Origin of the sequence: Enterobacter cloacae complex sp. IR53030, assembly GCF_049238365.1 — a bacterium.
GTDB lineage: Bacteria > Pseudomonadota > Gammaproteobacteria > Enterobacterales > Enterobacteriaceae > Enterobacter > Enterobacter kobei.
The window spans coordinates 39,954-55,850 of record NZ_JBMKHA010000021.1; the positions used below are offsets into that span (position 1 = coordinate 39,954).

17 protein-coding genes are annotated in these 15,897 nt (G+C 56.5%); 9 read left to right on the forward strand and 8 right to left on the reverse strand.

Annotated features, from left to right (window positions below):
* Positions 1–25 precede the first annotated feature (25 nt).
* Entirely contained in the window at positions 26–238 is a 213-nt protein-coding gene (locus tag ACOTXR_RS19255; RefSeq protein WP_014885733.1) for a DUF1471 domain-containing protein, read from the forward strand.
* A gap of 40 nt (positions 239–278) precedes the next feature.
* Here ACOTXR_RS19255 and ACOTXR_RS19260 read toward each other — a convergent pair whose 3' ends face one another.
* Positions 279–1,244 carry a hypothetical protein gene (locus ACOTXR_RS19260; RefSeq protein WP_226856251.1) on the reverse strand — a complete coding sequence of 322 codons (966 nt, stop codon included), beginning with the start codon at positions 1,242–1,244 and terminating at the stop codon, positions 279–281.
* 204 nt (positions 1,245–1,448) lie between these two features.
* On the opposite strand from ACOTXR_RS19260, the gene ACOTXR_RS19265 reads away from it, so the two are divergent.
* Positions 1,449–1,661 (forward strand): DUF1471 domain-containing protein, encoded by a 213-nt coding sequence (locus tag ACOTXR_RS19265; RefSeq protein WP_014885733.1) that lies wholly within the window; start codon positions 1,449–1,451, stop codon positions 1,659–1,661.
* Between the two features lie 40 nt (positions 1,662–1,701).
* On the opposite strand, the gene ACOTXR_RS19270 is transcribed toward ACOTXR_RS19265, so the two are convergent.
* A complete protein-coding gene (locus tag ACOTXR_RS19270; protein WP_032635181.1) occupies positions 1,702–2,025 on the reverse strand; it encodes an AzlD domain-containing protein in 324 nt (107 codons plus the stop codon).
* Entirely contained in the window at positions 2,025–2,684 is a 660-nt protein-coding gene (locus tag ACOTXR_RS19275) for an AzlC family ABC transporter permease (RefSeq protein WP_014885731.1), read from the reverse strand. The genes ACOTXR_RS19270 and ACOTXR_RS19275 overlap by 1 nt, the downstream gene beginning before the upstream one ends.
* A 103-nt stretch (positions 2,685–2,787) precedes the next feature.
* Between ACOTXR_RS19275 and ACOTXR_RS19280 the strand changes: the two genes are divergently transcribed.
* The 4 genes from ACOTXR_RS19280 to ACOTXR_RS19295 all read left to right on the forward strand — a co-directional run bounded on the left by ACOTXR_RS19280 (position 2,788) and on the right by ACOTXR_RS19295 (position 7,898).
* The gene (locus ACOTXR_RS19280) at positions 2,788–3,336 is read left to right on the forward strand and encodes a helix-turn-helix domain-containing protein (protein WP_014885730.1); all 549 of its coding nucleotides are present in this window, start codon (positions 2,788–2,790) and stop codon (positions 3,334–3,336) included.
* A 17-nt stretch (positions 3,337–3,353) separates the two neighbouring features.
* On the forward strand, positions 3,354–4,349 hold the full coding sequence (locus ACOTXR_RS19285) for a LacI family DNA-binding transcriptional regulator (protein ID WP_014885729.1): 996 nt from the start codon (positions 3,354–3,356) through the stop codon (positions 4,347–4,349).
* A gap of 103 nt (positions 4,350–4,452) precedes the next feature.
* On the forward strand, positions 4,453–6,576 hold the full coding sequence (locus ACOTXR_RS19290) for an alpha-galactosidase (protein ID WP_014885728.1): 2,124 nt from the start codon (positions 4,453–4,455) through the stop codon (positions 6,574–6,576).
* Between the two features lie 44 nt (positions 6,577–6,620).
* Complete coding sequence (locus ACOTXR_RS19295) at positions 6,621–7,898, forward strand: MFS transporter (protein ID WP_014885727.1); 1,278 nt, start codon at positions 6,621–6,623, stop codon at positions 7,896–7,898.
* Here ACOTXR_RS19295 and rhaM read toward each other — a convergent pair.
* The 4 genes from rhaM to rhaB form a co-directional block, all read right to left on the reverse strand.
* Positions 7,886–8,200 carry an L-rhamnose mutarotase gene (rhaM, locus tag ACOTXR_RS19300; protein ID WP_058690342.1) on the reverse strand — a complete coding sequence of 105 codons (315 nt, stop codon included), beginning with the start codon at positions 8,198–8,200 and terminating at the stop codon, positions 7,886–7,888. The two genes, ACOTXR_RS19295 and rhaM, sit on opposite strands and share 13 nt — an antisense overlap.
* Before the next feature lie 27 nt (positions 8,201–8,227).
* On the reverse strand, positions 8,228–9,058 hold the full coding sequence (gene rhaD / locus ACOTXR_RS19305) for a rhamnulose-1-phosphate aldolase (RefSeq protein ID WP_045134868.1): 831 nt from the start codon (positions 9,056–9,058) through the stop codon (positions 8,228–8,230).
* Positions 9,059–9,130: 72 nt separating this feature from the next.
* Positions 9,131–10,390, reverse strand: coding sequence for an L-rhamnose isomerase (locus tag ACOTXR_RS19310; RefSeq protein ID WP_058690343.1), 1,260 nt, complete (start codon positions 10,388–10,390; stop codon positions 9,131–9,133).
* Positions 10,387–11,856, reverse strand: coding sequence for a rhamnulokinase (gene rhaB, locus ACOTXR_RS19315; protein WP_078310245.1), 1,470 nt, complete (start codon positions 11,854–11,856; stop codon positions 10,387–10,389). The genes ACOTXR_RS19310 and rhaB overlap by 4 nt, the downstream gene beginning before the upstream one ends.
* Positions 11,857–12,157: 301 nt before the next feature.
* Here rhaB and rhaS point away from each other — a divergent pair, with 301 nt between their 5' ends.
* Complete coding sequence (gene rhaS, locus ACOTXR_RS19320) at positions 12,158–12,991, forward strand: HTH-type transcriptional activator RhaS (RefSeq protein ID WP_023331610.1); 834 nt, start codon at positions 12,158–12,160, stop codon at positions 12,989–12,991.
* Positions 12,992–13,063: 72 nt separating this feature from the next.
* Positions 13,064–13,912, forward strand: a complete 849-nt coding sequence (rhaR, locus tag ACOTXR_RS19325; RefSeq protein WP_023336471.1) for an HTH-type transcriptional activator RhaR — start codon at positions 13,064–13,066, stop codon at positions 13,910–13,912.
* Here the strand turns inward: rhaR and rhaT are convergent, their stop codons facing one another.
* Positions 13,913–14,947, reverse strand: coding sequence for an L-rhamnose/proton symporter RhaT (rhaT, locus tag ACOTXR_RS19330; protein ID WP_014885719.1), 1,035 nt, complete (start codon positions 14,945–14,947; stop codon positions 13,913–13,915).
* A 289-nt stretch (positions 14,948–15,236) separates the two neighbouring features.
* On the opposite strand from rhaT, the gene sodA reads away from it, so the two are divergent.
* Positions 15,237–15,857: a superoxide dismutase [Mn] gene (gene sodA, locus ACOTXR_RS19335; RefSeq protein ID WP_004203668.1), complete on the forward strand. Its 621-nt coding sequence runs from the start codon at positions 15,237–15,239 to the stop codon at positions 15,855–15,857.
* The last annotated feature ends 40 nt before the right edge of the window (positions 15,858–15,897 follow it).

Sequence of the window (15,897 nt, forward strand, 5' to 3'; positions counted from 1 at the left end):
ACAACTTAACGAAAGGGTTTATATCATGAAAAGCATCAAAACTTTTGTCGCTGTAATCGCTCTGGCTGCTTCTTTCGGTTCTTTCGCTGCACAGACTGTGACCGCAACCGCCTCTACCATCGACGGTGCAGAAGCTAAAATCGCGGCACAGGCTCAGGAAGCGGGTGCATCATCCTACAAAATTACCCAGGCATTCACGGGTAACCGCGTACACATGACTGCTGAACTGAATAAATAAGCCAGTCACACCGTCGAAAGAGCGCCCCCGGGGCGCTTTTTTATTTTTTCTCTTTTTTAACAATATCTTTTCTATCCTGAACCTCTACCAGGGAATAAAAAGGCGCGACGTTTTTACAGGTCAGACGCCAGATCCCGTAATCCCGCTTTTTTGGCGTAAACACACGATAATTACCTTCACCTACCATCATAAAGCGCGCATTGGGATAGTCGTTGAGAATTCGATATTCATTGTTACAGTAAAACGTATCCCGAGTGTCGTAATCGATTGTCACATTGAGGACGTATTCAAGCACCCGGCTGGTATTGACGTTATAGGCAATAAAGAAGATATAGCCAGCGCAGAAAAGGGGGGCAGAAATCGCCATGACGTTAAACTGGACCGATGAATTCTGCAACAAGGGAAGCGCCATCGTGAATAGCAGAAATACCATGGAAAAGAATAAGGTGCAGAAGATTAAAAAGAACCCAAACGACGTAATTTTATTGAAAGTCGCCTCGTAGGTGACATCCGTGACGTCCATAAAGACCTTTCGCGCCAGTATGTAGCAGATGAAGGAAATTAACAGCCATACACCACGTGTAAGGGTGAAAGCCTTTTTCGCAATTTTCTTTCTGTCATCATCCACGGCGTCCAGATAGAGGGTGATGGAATAGTAGATACATCCCACCGTCCCGATCGCGAGCGTGACGGGTAGCTCCAGGCCATTTCCGGCGAAATATTTAAATGCCACGCACGATGTTAAAAACAGCAGAGAAGACATCAGCGTCGAGCCCGCTATTTTTTTGTATTCACCCCATTCCATTTGGGACAGCTGCAACAGCGTGAGGGGTTTTATGCGTGAGGAAATGATGATAGCGCAGGCTATCAGCATGGCCATCCAGACGAAGACGGGCATCGCTTTACTGTTAAAGGGCGTTATGACAAAAATGGCGCCCGCATAAGCGATAAAATGGACGGCAGTACTATGTCTGATGAGGAATGAGGGTTGTTTTCTGCTTTGCATTGGCGTTTTTCTCCCTGAAAAAGGCTGACGTTCAGGACATCAGGAAACAGATATCAGCGCAATGCATAACGTTTTTTTTGAATTCAGTAATTTTGAATGATAATAGCAAATCCTTCCGCTTTTAGTTGTTCGCGATGAGGTCTAGTATTTATCTCATCAAGGCGCAGTGCCTTACCAAAACAACTTAACGAAAGGGTTTATATCATGAAAAGCATCAAAACTTTTGTCGCTGTAATCGCTCTGGCTGCTTCTTTCGGTTCTTTCGCTGCACAGACTGTGACCGCAACCGCCTCTACCATTGACGGGGCAGAAGCTAAAATCGCGGCGCAGGCTCAGGAAGCGGGTGCATCATCCTACAAAATTACCCAGGCATTCACGGGTAACCGCGTACACATGACTGCTGAACTGAATAAATAAGCCAGTCACACCGTCGAAAGAGCGCCCCCGGGGCGCTTTTTTAGTTTATGCCCGCCACGCGCAGTAGCGCCGTCACTACTGCCGCCGCGATGATCACCACAATCAATGGCATTTTTCGCCACGCCAGAAATACCGCAAACGCCACGCCCAGCACGCGCGCCATCCCGGCGAAATGTTCCCCTTCATAAAATGTGGTCGCCAGCGCCACAGAAAACAGCAACACCGTTGCCGCATCTGACAGCAGCGCCTGAGATCGTTCAGAGAGTGCCAGTCGGTTGCCGAGTTTTGCTCCGCCGAGACGCATCAAATAGGTTCCCGCAGACAAAATGGCGATGCCGAGAATAAAAATCGTCATATTTCCCATTATTTCTTCCTCGCAGCGAGACCGAGTAAAGAGAGCAGCACCGGTAATCCCACCGGGGCAAACGGTACGGCAGCCAGGGATAGCACGGCACCGCTACAGGCGCGGATTAACGTGGTACGGTTTTTAAATGCGGGAACCACTAACGCCAGCAGAATGGCCGGAAAGACCGCATCCAGCCCGATGGTTTCCGGGGCCGGGAGCAGCTTACCGACCATGGCGCCCAGCAAGGCGCCCACCGGCCAGATAATTGCCACGCCTAAACCACATAACCAGTACGCCGCCTTACGCTGCTCGGGCGTTTTTTGCGACAGGCCAAACACCACGCTTTCGTCATTCATGATGTGGCAGCCCAACAGGCTCAGGCCGCGCTTGCCTACCAGTTCACGCACCGTCACGCCAAATGGCACATGGCGTGCGTTGACCAGCAAACCGGCTGCCGCCGCCGCCAGAGGGTTACCGCCGCTGGCCACAATGCCGATAAACATAAATTCCGATGCGCCCGCGAGGACGGTGAGCGAGAGAACAAACGGCACCCAAAGCGGGAAACCGTAGGCCATCGCCAGTGAGCCGTAAGACATCCCGACCACGCCGACCGCGAGGCAAACCAGGATGATTGCTTTTATCGTGTCGCCTTTCAGGCAGGAGAGATGATGCTTCATACAATTTTAGCCATATCGAACGTGTATCCATTATAATGAACGCAACAGAACTGTTTTTCAAGACGAACGATTCGTTCGATTTATAGAACAAAAGGGCCGTTATATGACGCAGCCAATTAGCGTAATCGCCAAAAGCCTGGTGCGAGAACGCCTGCGAACCGGGCTTTCACTGGCGGAAATTGCCCGCCGTGCCGGGATCGCTAAATCCACGCTTTCCCAGCTGGAATCCGGCAACGGCAACCCCAGCCTGGAGACGCTGTGGTCGCTCTGCGTGGCGCTTGATATTCCCTTCGCCCGTTTGCTGGAGCCACAGTTGCCGAGCACGCAGGTGATCCGCCGTGGTGAAGGAACGAAAGTGGTTGCCGGACAGGCAAACTATGAAGCCATACTGCTGGCGGCGTGCCCGCCAGGCGCGCGACGGGATGTCTATCTACTGATGACCCAGCCGGGTGCAGACCGCATTTCTCAGCCGCATTCGCCTGGCTCGGTAGAACATATTATCGTCATGCAGGGAAGGGCCCTGGTCGGCCTGCTGGATGCGGCAGAAGAGCTCGCCGCCGGGGATTACATCTGTTACCCCGCCGACCAGCCGCACATTTTTAAGGCGCTGGAGCCAGACACGCATGCGTTGCTGGTGGCGGAACAAAATTAACGTAGATACGGAAAATCATGTCGCTTAAAGCCATTGCCAAAGAGCTGGGACTCTCCATTACGACCGTCAGCCGCGCCCTCAACGGCTATGACGACGTCTCTGCTGAGACGCGCGCCCGCGTGGAAGCCGAGGCTCAGCGCCGTGGTTACCGACCTAACACCTTCGCCCGTCGCCTGAAGATGGGCAAAATTGACGCGGTCGGGCTGGTGTTTCCCGTACATCCTGTTCCGCTCAATAACAGCGTATTTATGGACATGGTCGGCGAAATTAGCCACGAACTGGCGCGACATGAGATCGACTTACTGCTCATTGCCGATGACGATCTGGCGGATAAGCACAGCTATATGCGCATGGTACAGAGCCGGCGCGTCGACGCGCTGATTGTGGCGCATACGCTGGATCGCGATCCGCGGCTTGAGCAGCTGCAGGCCGCCGGGTTCCCTTTCCTGGCGCTTGGGCGCAGCCAGCTGCCGCAGCCTTACGCGTGGTTTGATTTCGATAACTATGCCGGTACGTACAATGCTACCCGCTGGCTGATTGAGAAAGGCCATCAGCGTATTGCGCTGCTCGGCGAAAGCAATAATCAGGCATTTATCACCCAGCGCCGTCAGGGCTATCTGGACGCTCTGCGGGAAGCCGGGCTTTCCAGCGAATGGCTGCGCGCCATGCCGCCGTCGCGCCGCGTGGGATATGCCACCACGAAAGAACTGCTTGCCCTGCCGCAACCGCCCACGGCGATCATTACTGACTGCAACACCCACGGCGACGGGGCGGCGATGGCGCTCGAACAGCTGGGGCGTTTATCCGGCGACAACGCCGTGTCGCTGGTGGTCTACGACGGACTGCCGCAGGACAGTATCGTCGATACCGACGTGGCGTCGGTGATCCAGTCCACCCGTCAGGGTGTCGGAAAACAGATTGCCGACATGGTCCGCCGGCTGATTAACGGCGACGATATTGCGCAGCTTCAGGTGCTCTGGCAACCGGAATTCTCCCCCGGCCAGACGGCCTGAATATCTCCATTTTCTAAACTCGATCACAAATCCGAAACGTTTTGGTTTGTATCCGAAACGTTTCGGATCAAAACTCAAGGCATCCCATGACAGGAGATGTCTGATGCAAGATTCTATTTTACGACTTGAAAGCGCAACGGTAGATGTGGTGATAAAAACGCGTCCGTTCGCCGAAATTATTTACTGGGGGCCGCATCTTCAGCACTTTTTGCCGCAAAATGCTGAAACCCTTTCGCGGCCCGTTGCTAACGGCAGGCTGGATGTCGATTCTCCGGTTACGCTGATGGCTGAACTCGGGCACGGCCTGTTTGGCTCGCCGGGTATTGAGGGGCACCGACAGGGGCTGGACGGTTCCCCGGTATTCAGAACTACGCGGGTACAGCAGGAATTAAACACCCTGACGATTACCGCTGAAGATGACTATGCGGGCCTGCGTCTGATCAGCGAGCTGGTGCTGGACGACAGCGGCGTGCTGGTGGTTCGTCACGGTTTAACGAACCTGAAAGCACGTCCCTGGCAGGTTGACCGCTTTGCCGTCACGCTGCCGGTGGCCGAGCGCGCCCGGGAGGTGATGGCCTTCCACGGACGCTGGATCAGAGAGTTCCAGCCGCACCGCGTAAACCTTGAGCACGACAGCGTTGTGATTGAAAACCGCCGGGGTAAAACCTCCCACGAACACTTTCCTGCACTGATAGCCGGTACGCCATCGTTCAGCGAAATGCAGGGTGACGTCTGGGGCGTGCATCTGGGCTGGAGCGGGAACCATCGCCTGCGCGCGGAAGCGAAAACCGACGGTCGCCGTTATATTCAGGCCGAAGCGCTCTACCTGTCGGGGGAAATGGCGATAGAAGAGGGCGATACGCTCTGGACACCGCGCCTGTATGCCAGCTACTCCCCGCGGGGCCTGAACGGCATGAGCCAGTCTTTCCATCGCTACCTGCGCGACAACGTCATCCGCTTCCCGGAAAATAAACCGCGTCCGGTACACCTCAATACCTGGGAGGGGATCTACTTCAACCACGATCCGGATTACATCATGCGCATGGCCGACGAGGCCGCCACGCTGGGCGTGGAGCGCTTTATTATTGACGACGGCTGGTTCAAAGGCCGCAATGACGACCACGCCGCGCTGGGCGACTGGTATCTGGATGAGAAAAAATATCCGAATGGCCTGACGCCGGTGATTGACCACGTCAAACGGCTCGGCATGGAGTTTGGCATCTGGGTTGAGCCGGAGATGATCAACCCGGACTCCGATCTGTATCGCGCGCATCCTGACTGGGTGCTGGCGCTGCCGGGCTATGCCCAGGCGACCGGGCGTCATCAGCTGGTGCTCAACCTCAACATTCCGCAGGCTTTTGATTATCTTGTGGAACGCATGAGCTGGCTGCTGGGCGAGCATGCGATCGACTACGTGAAGTGGGACATGAACCGCGAGCTGGTGCAGCCGGGACACAACGGTAAAGCCGCCGCCGACGCCCAGACCCGTCAGTTTTACCGGCTGCTGGATGTGCTGGGCGAGCGCTTCCCGCATATTGAATTCGAATCCTGCTCTTCCGGCGGCGGGCGCATTGATTACGAAGTGCTGAGCCGGAGCCATCGCTTCTGGGCGTCCGACAACAACGACGCGCTGGAGCGCAGCACCATCCAGCGTGGCATGAGCTATTTTTTCCCGCCGGAGGTGATGGGGGCGCATATCGGTCATCATAAATGCCACGCCACCTTCCGCCAGCACAGCATTGAATTCCGCGGCCTGACGGCGATGTTTGGCCATATGGGGCTGGAGCTGGATCCGCTCACCGTGGACGCGCAGGAGCGCGAGGGGTATCGACATTACGCCGCGCTGCACAAGCAGTGGCGAGAGGTGATCCACCACGGCACCCAATGGCGGATTGATATGCCGGACGCCACCACGCTGGCGCAGGGGATTGTGAGCGAAGACAAGGCGCAGGGGCTATTTATGGTCAGCCAGCTCGCGATGCCGGATTACAGCCTGATGATGCCGCTGCGCATGCCGGGGCTGGAGGCCAGCGCGCAGTACCGCGTCGCGCTGCTCGATCACCCGAATATTCAAATTACGGGCGAAGGCGGGCACACCATGCGCAAGCTGCCGGCGTGGATGAAAACACCGCAAACGGTGAGCGGTGAGTGGCTGATGCAGGCGGGCATTGCGCTGCCGATTCTCGATCCGGAAACCGCCATTCTGATTGGCGTGGAACGCGTGTAAAGGTGATGGGCCGGGAAACTGGCCCTCCGTTGAGGATAAAAATAATGAATACAACAACCTGTACCCACAAAGACAACCCAAATTTCTGGATCTTCGGGCTGTTCTTCTTTCTCTACTTCTTCATCATGGCCACCTGCTTTCCGTTCCTGCCGATCTGGCTGTCGGATATCATCGGCCTGAATAAAACCCATACCGGGATTGTTTTCTCCTGCATCTCGCTGTCGGCCATTGCGTTCCAGCCGGTGCTGGGGGTGATTTCGGACAAGCTGGGGCTGAAAAAACACCTGCTGTGGATAATCTCGGTGCTGTTATTCCTGTTCGCACCGTTCTTCCTGTACGTCTTCGCGCCCCTGCTGAAAACCAGTATCTGGCTGGGGGCGTTGAGCGGCGGGTTATATATCGGTTTTGTCTTCTCGGCGGGATCGGGCGCAATCGAGGCCTACATCGAACGCGTGAGCCGCAACAGTTTCTTCGAATACGGCAAGGCGCGCATGTTCGGCTGTCTCGGCTGGGGGCTATGCGCGTCTACGGGCGGCATCCTGTTCGGCATCGATCCGTCGTATGTATTCTGGATGGGATCAGGGGCCGCATTGCTGTTGATGCTGCTGCTGGTGGTCGCGAAGCCGAAGCCCAACCAGACGGCGCAGGTGATGAACGCCCTGGGAGCCAACCAGCCGCAGATCACTGCCAGAACCGTCTTTAAGCTGTTCCGCCAGCGCAGAATGTGGATGTTCATTCTGTACGTGATTGGCGTTGCCTGCGTGTATGACGTTTTCGATCAGCAGTTTGCCACCTTCTTTAAAACCTTCTTCGCCACGCCGCAGGAAGGCACTCGCGCCTTTGGCTTTGCCACCACGGCGGGGGAAATCTGTAACGCCATCATCATGTTCTGCTCGCCGTGGATCATTAACCGTATCGGCGCGAAAAATACGCTGCTGATCGCCGGGGTGATAATGGCGACGCGTATTATCGGCTCGTCGTTCGCCACCACCGCCGTGGAGGTGATTGCCCTGAAGATGCTGCACGCGCTGGAAGTCCCGTTCCTGCTGGTGGGCGCCTTTAAGTACATCACCGGGGTGTTTGATACCCGACTGTCGGCGACTATCTATCTGATCGGCTTCCAGTTTGCCAAACAGTCGGCGGCGATTTTCCTTTCTGCCTTTGCCGGAAATATGTATGACCGGATCGGTTTTCAGGAGACGTATTTGATGCTGGGCTGTTTCGTGCTGGCAATTACGGTGGTGTCGGCGTTTACGTTGAGCAGCAGGCAGGAGATTGCTGCCGCCTCGGGGGCAGCAGCGTTAACACATCAGTCCCGATAAAACACTTCGGTAAGTTCCGTACTCACCGGGCTATTATCCGGGTTTGACGGCATAACGTCGCCCATATGTTCCCACCAGCGCTGGCAGACGTCGGTATTCGCTACCGCGCGCCAGCGCTCCTCCGATTCAATCTCCACGGTCGCAAACAGCAGGTTGCGTGCTTTGTCGAGATAGATGGCGTAGCGGTGCGCGCCGTGGTCTTTCAGCACCGCTTCAAGCTCGGGCCATATGGGGTTATGGCGACGCGCATACTCCTCGTGCGCGTCCGGGTTTACCTGCATCACAAACGCTTTGCGGATCATCATGCCTCCAGTCGCTTTCGCGGACGGCTATGGGTACAAATCCAGTGCCGACTGCATCGGCGTAACGCCAAAGCGTTTACCGAGTGCAATCAGCTCTTCCCGGGTAATGGTCTGCTTCATACCGCCCATGGAATAGACCTTCACCAGCACTTCAGCTGATTTTTCAGCGGTATCGATCAGGCCGAAAGTTTCATCCAGCGTCGGGCCGCTGCCGAAAACACCGTGGAATGGCCACAGCACCAGAGAATGCTTTTGCATCTCTTTGGCGGTTGCCTGGCCGATCTCGTCGGTACCGGGCACCATCCACGGCAGAATGCCGACACCGTCCGGGAAGACCACCAGGCACTCGGTGCTGCCTTCCCACAGCTTGCGGGTGATGAGATCGGCGTTGTTTTCCAGCACGTAGGTCAGGGCAATCAGATTGGTGGCGTGGCAGTGCATGATGACGCGGTCTTTACCGTGGGTCGCCTTGATGCGCTGGCAGTGCGAGAGGAAGTGCGCTGGCAGTTCAGAGGTGGGTACTGCCTCGTCCGTGAGCCCCCAAAGAATGTGGTAGCCCGCGCCGTCGCTGTCCACCCTCACGACGCCGAGATTGGCCTGCGGGTCGAGCTGGACGTTGCGAAAGAACTTGCCGGATCCGGTGACGATAAACGGCGTGTTAGCGAGCAGCGGCATCGGCTGGCTCAGGGCGATATAGCGTGGTTTTTGATGGAAATCAGCGGCGTACGGCTCGATGTCGGCATCGTCCAGGCGCAGCGTCAGGTTGCCGCCGTTACGCTCATCCCACCCTTTCAACCAGGCGTCAGAGGTGGCTTTAATCATGCCCTGGACGAACCAGGAATGGGTGATGGTCTGCATACTGTGGTTCCTTTGAAAATGCCGGGTGGCGCTATGCTTACCCGGCCTACTTATACTGCGGGGAGGGTTGAATCACCCGCGTGTGCTCAACACGTCTTTCTCATACGCCCGCACGTTCTCCAGCCACTGGCTGCCTGTTGGTACGTCGTTGCGCTGACAGTACATTTCCCACACGGCCTGCCACGGCAGCGATTTCTGCTCTTCCAGCAGCGCCAGGCGGGCCGTGTAGTCACCTCCCTGCTCCAGCTGTTTCAGTGCTTCAGTCGGCTCCAGCAGGGCACGAAGCAGCGCTTTCTTCATGTTGCGGGTGCCGATAACCCACGCCGCGATGCGGTTGATGGAGGCGTCAAAGAAGTCGAGGCCAATATGGACGCGGTCGAACAGGTCGTGGCGAACGATCTCGCTGGCAATGGCCTGCGTTTCGTCATCCAGCAACACCACATGGTCGCTGTCCCAGCGCACCGGACGGCTGACGTGCAGCAGCAGGCGCGGCACGTAGAGCATGGCGGCAGAAATTTTGTCGGAGATGACCTCCGTCGGGTGGAAGTGCCCGGCATCCAGACAAAGGGCAGTCTGGCGGCTGGTGGCGTAACCCATATAGAACTCGTTCGAGCCGACGGTATAACTCTCCGCGCCAATGCCGAACAGCTTGCTCTCCACGGCATCAATATGGTGCGCCGGGTTAAGCTTCTCGCTAATGGCTTCATCCAGTGCAGCCAGCAGGCGCTGGCGCGGGGCGAGGCGGTCAATGGTGACGTCCTTCATGCCGTCCGGGATCCAGATATTCATCACCGACGGGGTGCCAAGCTGTTCACCAAACCAGGCTGAAACGCGGCGGCTGGCCTTCACGTGGTCGATCCAGAACTGACGGATCTCGTGACTGGGATGGGCGAGGGTAAAGCCGTCAGCGCTGAGCGGGTGCGAGAAGCAGGACGGGTTGAAGTCCAGGCCCAGACCGTTGGCTTTTGCCCACGCCACCCAGTTTTTAAAGTGTTTCGGCTGGATTTCATTACGCGCGACCGGCTCGTCGGATTCCAGATAAATCGCGTGCAGGTTCAGGCGCTTCGGACCGGGTATCAGGCTGAGCGCCAGCGTCAGATCGGCGCGCAGTTCGGTCGCGTTGCGCGCTTTCCCGGGATAGTTACCGGTTGCCTGAATACCCCCCGTCAGGGAACCGCCTGGTTTTTCGAAGCCGGCGACGTCATCGCCCTGCCAGCAATGCATGGAGACCGGCAGACGGTCGAGCTGACGCAGTGCCGCTTCGACATCCACGCCGACGGCGGCGAAACGCTGTTTAGCCAGGTTCCAGGCTTGTTCAAGTTGAGTGGTCATGCGCAAAGCTCCTTAGTCAGTCGGTTTTGCTGAAACTGCGCCCGGTAGCGGGCAATTTCATGGCAGGGATCGGGAAGGAACGTGGTCAGGCTGCCGCTGGCGGTGACTACCGAGCGGAAATCGTCCACGCTGGCCAGTTCGTCAAGGGTCATCAGCTGAATGCCGATATTGCCGAGCGTGGAGGCCTCGACCGGGCCCGCCACCACGGTGATGCCGCAGGCATCGGCACAAAGCTGGTTTAACAGCGCGTTCTGGCAACCGCCGCCAACAATATGCAGCGTGTCGAACGGTCTGCCGCGAAGGCTAGCCAGCTCGCTCAGCACATCCGCATAAAGCAGGGCAAGGCTGTCAAAAATACAGCGCGCCAGTTCGGCCGGGCTTGATGGTACAGGCTGTCCGGCCTCGCGGCAGGCGGCCTGGATCTCGGTGCTCATGTGCGCCGGATTGATAAAGCGATCGTCATTGGGATGAATCAGGAACGTACAGGCTTTGCGCTTTTCGGTGTCGGCGATAAGCCCGGGCAGATCGGTAATTTTCTGCTCCTTAAGCACCCGCTGGAGCAGCCACAACCCCATAATGTTCTTTAACACCCGATAGCGCCCTTCGGCCCCGCCTTCGTTGGTGATATTTGCGACCATTGCTTCCGCGCTGACGTAAGGCGTTTTGCTTTCAAAGCCCATCAGCGACCAGGTGCCGGAAGAGAGATAGGCGGCATCTTTACCGCAAAGCGGTGAGGCAATAACCGCGCTGGCGGTATCGTGGCTCGCCACGGCAACGACCGGGATCGCATTCCCCTGCGGGCACACCCACTGGCCGATGACGTTGCCGGGATGGGTCGGCGTACCGAACCACGCCGGGGATGCGCCCGTCCAGGCCAGCAGGTGCTCATCCCAGTTATCCGAGTTGATGTTGACCAGCTGGGTGGTGGTGGCGTTGGTATATTCCCAGTTCATGTTGCCGGTCAGGCGATAGCTCAGGTAGTCCGGGATCAGCAGCACATGGGCAACGTCTGCTGCCAGCCCTGGCTGCTGCTCGACCAGCGCGCGCAGTTGATAAAGCGTGTTAAACGGCAGAAACTGTATGCCGCTGCGCCCGTAGATATCATCCTTACCGAGCCGGGCGATGGCGTGCGCCATCAGGCCATCCGTGCGGCTGTCGCGGTAGGAGACGGGCAGGCCAACGCGAGCGCCGCTGCTGTCCAGCAAGACATAATCGACGCCCCAGGTATCTATGCCGATGCTGTCGATGAGGATCCCGCTATCGCAGACTTTTTTGAGCCCGGTACGGATCTCCGTCTCAAGTTCATCAATGTTCCAGGTATCAAAGCCGTCCTGTTTTTGCAGGCAGTTCGCAAAACGATGCATCTCGTGAAGGGAAAGGGTGTGCTGGTCGCAGTCCCAGGTGGCGAGCATTACACGGCCGCTGGATGCGCCTAAATCCACAGCGACACAATGGCGAAAGGTCATGGTCGGATCCTTCTTGAAATCATTAGCGCTGAGTGTAAAAAAGGGGCGAAAAGACCACCTTCTCGCCACTGACAGTCCGCAACCCGTGCTGGCAAGAAAGCAAAGATGAACGTGAGGGGGTTCACACTTTTCCGCGAAGGCGCGCCGTTCAGCCACTGTGACGTTGACCGCAATTCCGGATCTTTCCCGCTTATTCTTGAAAAACAGGCAGGTTTTGCGGCGTTTGCTGTCGAAAATTTAAGGTGAGGGTGAGAGGCCTTATTTACTATTTTGAGAACATTTCTCATTGGTGGGGGGCGTTATGACCATACTGCACAGCGTGGACTTTTTTCCGGCGGGTGGCTCGCCTGTGGCGATAGAGCCGCGGCTGCCGCAGGCGGCTTTCCCGGAGCATCATCATGATTTTCATGAAATCGTGATTGTTGAGCATGGCACGGGCATCCATGTCTTTAACGGTCAGCCCTACACCATCAGCGGCGGCACAGTCTGCTTTGTGCGCGACCACGATCGGCATCTGTATGAGCATACCGACAACCTGTGCCTGACGAACGTGCTCTATCGATCGCCGGACGCATTCCAGTTTCTCGCAGGGCTTCATCAGCTACTGCCGCAGGAGAAGGAAGGACATTATCCGTCGCACTGGCGCGTGAATCAGGCCACGCTGCAGCAGGTTCGCCAGATTTTGCTCCAGATGGAGCAGAGTCAGGACGGACAGGAGATGCATGCGCTCGCCACGCGCGAGATGTTGTTTATGCAGCTGCTGGTGGCGTTGCGCCGCAGTAACCCGGTGGAGGGGGAGAGCAGCGAAGCCCGCCTGAACCAGCTGATGGCCTGGCTGGAGGAACATTTTGCCGAGGATATCTGCTGGGAAATGCTGGCGAGTCATTTTTCACTCTCCCTGCGCACCCTGCACCGCCAGCTTAAGCAGCGAACCGGGCAGACGCCCCAGCGTTACCTTAACCGACTGCGGCTGATAAAAGCGCGCCACCTGCTTCGCCACAGTGATGAAAGCGTCACGGATATCGCTTATCGCTGCGGTTTCGGCGACAGTAACCACTTTTCGACGCTGTTTCGTCGGGAGTTCAGCTGGTCTCCGCGTGATATTCGCCAGGGGAGGGACACCTCACTACAGTAACGCGAGCCCAGTCAACGTTTTGCTGCCGTAAAGCGGGTAATAATGTCAGGTTTTCGCCGTTGAGGTGGTGATGTGGCCGCACCGTTAATTCTTCGCAAAGATGACTTTTTTGCCTCCGCTGAACAAGCTGTTGCGGTGGCGGATCGCTATCCGCAAAACGTCTTTGCTGAACACACGCACGAATTTTATGAGCTGGTGCTGGTGTGGCGCGGCAACGGTCTGCACATTCTCAACGATCGGCCTTACCGCATTACCCGGGGGGATCTGTTTTACATTCGTGCCGAAGATAAACACGCCTACGCCTCGGTGAATGACCTGGTTTTACAGAACGTTATCTACTGCCCCGATCGGCTCAGCCTTAACGTTGACTGGGCAGCATGCATTCCCGGCTTCAACGGTGCGAAAGGCTCACCGCACTGGCGTTTAAGCAGCAGCGGCATGACTGCCATCCGTCAGGCCATTTCCCTCCTTGAACAGGAGAGCTATAAAACCGATCCGCTGGCTAACCCGATGGCGGAGATCCTCTTCGCACAGCTGGTGATGATGCTTAAACGGCATCGCTACGAGACGGATAACCCCTCCGCAACGCAGCAGGAGACCCTGCTCGATAAGCTGATTGCCACGCTGGCGGCCAGCCTGAATAAAAGCTTTGTTCTGGAAAAGTTCTGCGAGCAGGAGCAGTGCAGCGAACGTGCCCTGCGTCAGCAGTTCCGTACCCAGACGGGCATGACGGTAAATCACTATTTGCGCCAGCTGCGCATTTGCCACGCCCAGTATTTGCTCCAGCATACAGAGTTCATGGTCAGTGACGTGGCAATGCGCTGCGGCTTTGAGGACAGTAACTACTTTTCGGTGGTCTTTAATCGCGAGGTAGGGATGACGCCGGTGCAATGGCGTCATCACAGTCGCAGGGCGGCGTAATCAGTTCGCCATACCGAGGCCGACAATGTTGGCCGCAATGATAATCACCACACAGCCCAGGCTCAGAACGCCCACCGGTCGGCGTCCGGCATTGTTCCACTCCCTCAAGATGAGACCCACCAGTCCGCCGCACAGCACGTAGAAGCTCATGTGCAGCATCCAGCTCATATAGTCATATTGTGCCGGGATGCTGGCGTGTCCCCAGGCGTAGAAAAAGAACTGCAGGTACCACATCAGTCCGCCGAGTGCCGAAAGCAGTACGTTGGTGATGATGACCCGTTTTGCCAGTGAGAAGTCGGCTTTTAGCGACAAACTCTCAACTTTTGCCAGACGAATTACGCAATAGCCGAGGTTAACCAGTGCGCCGCCGCCCATGATCACCACGTAGCTGGGCAGCGCCACGTACAGCGGGTCGACGCCCAGCGCGGCGGCCGCCTCGTGCATCGGTTTGGCGGCGTTCATGGCAAACGACATTCCGGCGGAGAAGATGCCGCACATTACCGCCAGCAGCAGACCCTTTTTCAGGTTAAAGTCCTCGGCTTTAATGCCCATCTTGCGCTCTTTCAACTGGCCCGCGCGGGTCACTATTCCGACGCCAATAACCGCTACCAGCACGCCCAGCAGCGTCATTCTGCCGCCTTCGGTATTCAGTAACACGTCGAGGTTACCGTTGAGGATGGGCGTCATCAGAGTGCCGACAATCAGCGTGATGCCAATCGCGATGCCGATCCCCATCGACATGCCGAGATAGCGCATGGTGAGGCCGTAGTTAATATTGCCGATGCCCCACATGGCACCAAACAGAAACACCGGCAGCAGAGTGGAGGCGTTAAAAGAGGAGAAGTAGCCCCAGAAATCCGGGAGTAGCATGGCGCTGATGGCCCAGGGAAGCAGGATCCAGGAGACCACACCGCCAACCGACCACATGGTTTCCCATGACCACTGCCTGACTTTTTTAAACGGAGCATAGAAGCAGGCTGCACTGGCCGCACCTATCAAATGCCAGAAAATACCCATCGTAATCGCATGATTCATGTTTACGTCCTCATCGTTTTTATCGGTCAATGGCATCCCACCGACCCGATGAGTGTAAAAATTAAGCAGAACGACCACCTTCGGGAGGCTGCCGCACTTTGGTTTTAAATGGCAATCAACGCGTTAAGCGCGTGAGCAGATTCACATTTTCACGCTTCATCAGAAAAGGAATGACCTTACAAAAACTACGGCATTGATAATCATTTTCAATATCATTTAATTAACTATAATGAACCAACTGCTTACGCGGCATTAACAGCTGTGCCGCCCGACAATAATGGAGAGGATTATGAGTTATACACTGCCATCCCTGCCGTATGCCTACGACGCACTGGAACCGCATTTCGACAAGCAGACGATGGAAATCCATCACACTAAACACCACCAGACCTATGTGAACAACGCGAATGCTGCGCTGGAAAGCCTGCCAGAGTTCGCTAACCTGTCTGCTGAAGAACTGATCACTAAACTGGACCAGCTGCCAGCGGACAAGAAAACCGTTCTGCGTAACAACGCGGGCGGCCACGCTAACCACAGCCTGTTCTGGAAAGGCCTGAAAACCGGTACCACCCTGCAGGGCGACCTGAAAGCGGCTATCGAGCGTGACTTCGGCTCCGTTGACAACTTCAAAGCGGAATTCGAAAAAGCCGCTGCAACCCGTTTCGGCTCTGGCTGGGCGTGGCTGGTTCTGAAAGGTGACAAACTGGCGGTGGTTTCCACTGCTAACCAGGACTCCCCGCTGATGGGTGAAGCGATCTCTGGCGCATCCGGCTTCCCGATCCTGGGTCTGGACGTGTGGGAACACGCTTACTACCTGAAGTTCCAGAACCGTCGCCCTGACTACATCAAAGCGTTCTGGGATGTGGTGAACTGGGACGAAGCAGCAGCGCGTTTCGCCGCTAAAAAATAAGGTTGCATTGACGCCTGTGAGAAGCGAGTCTGATGACTCG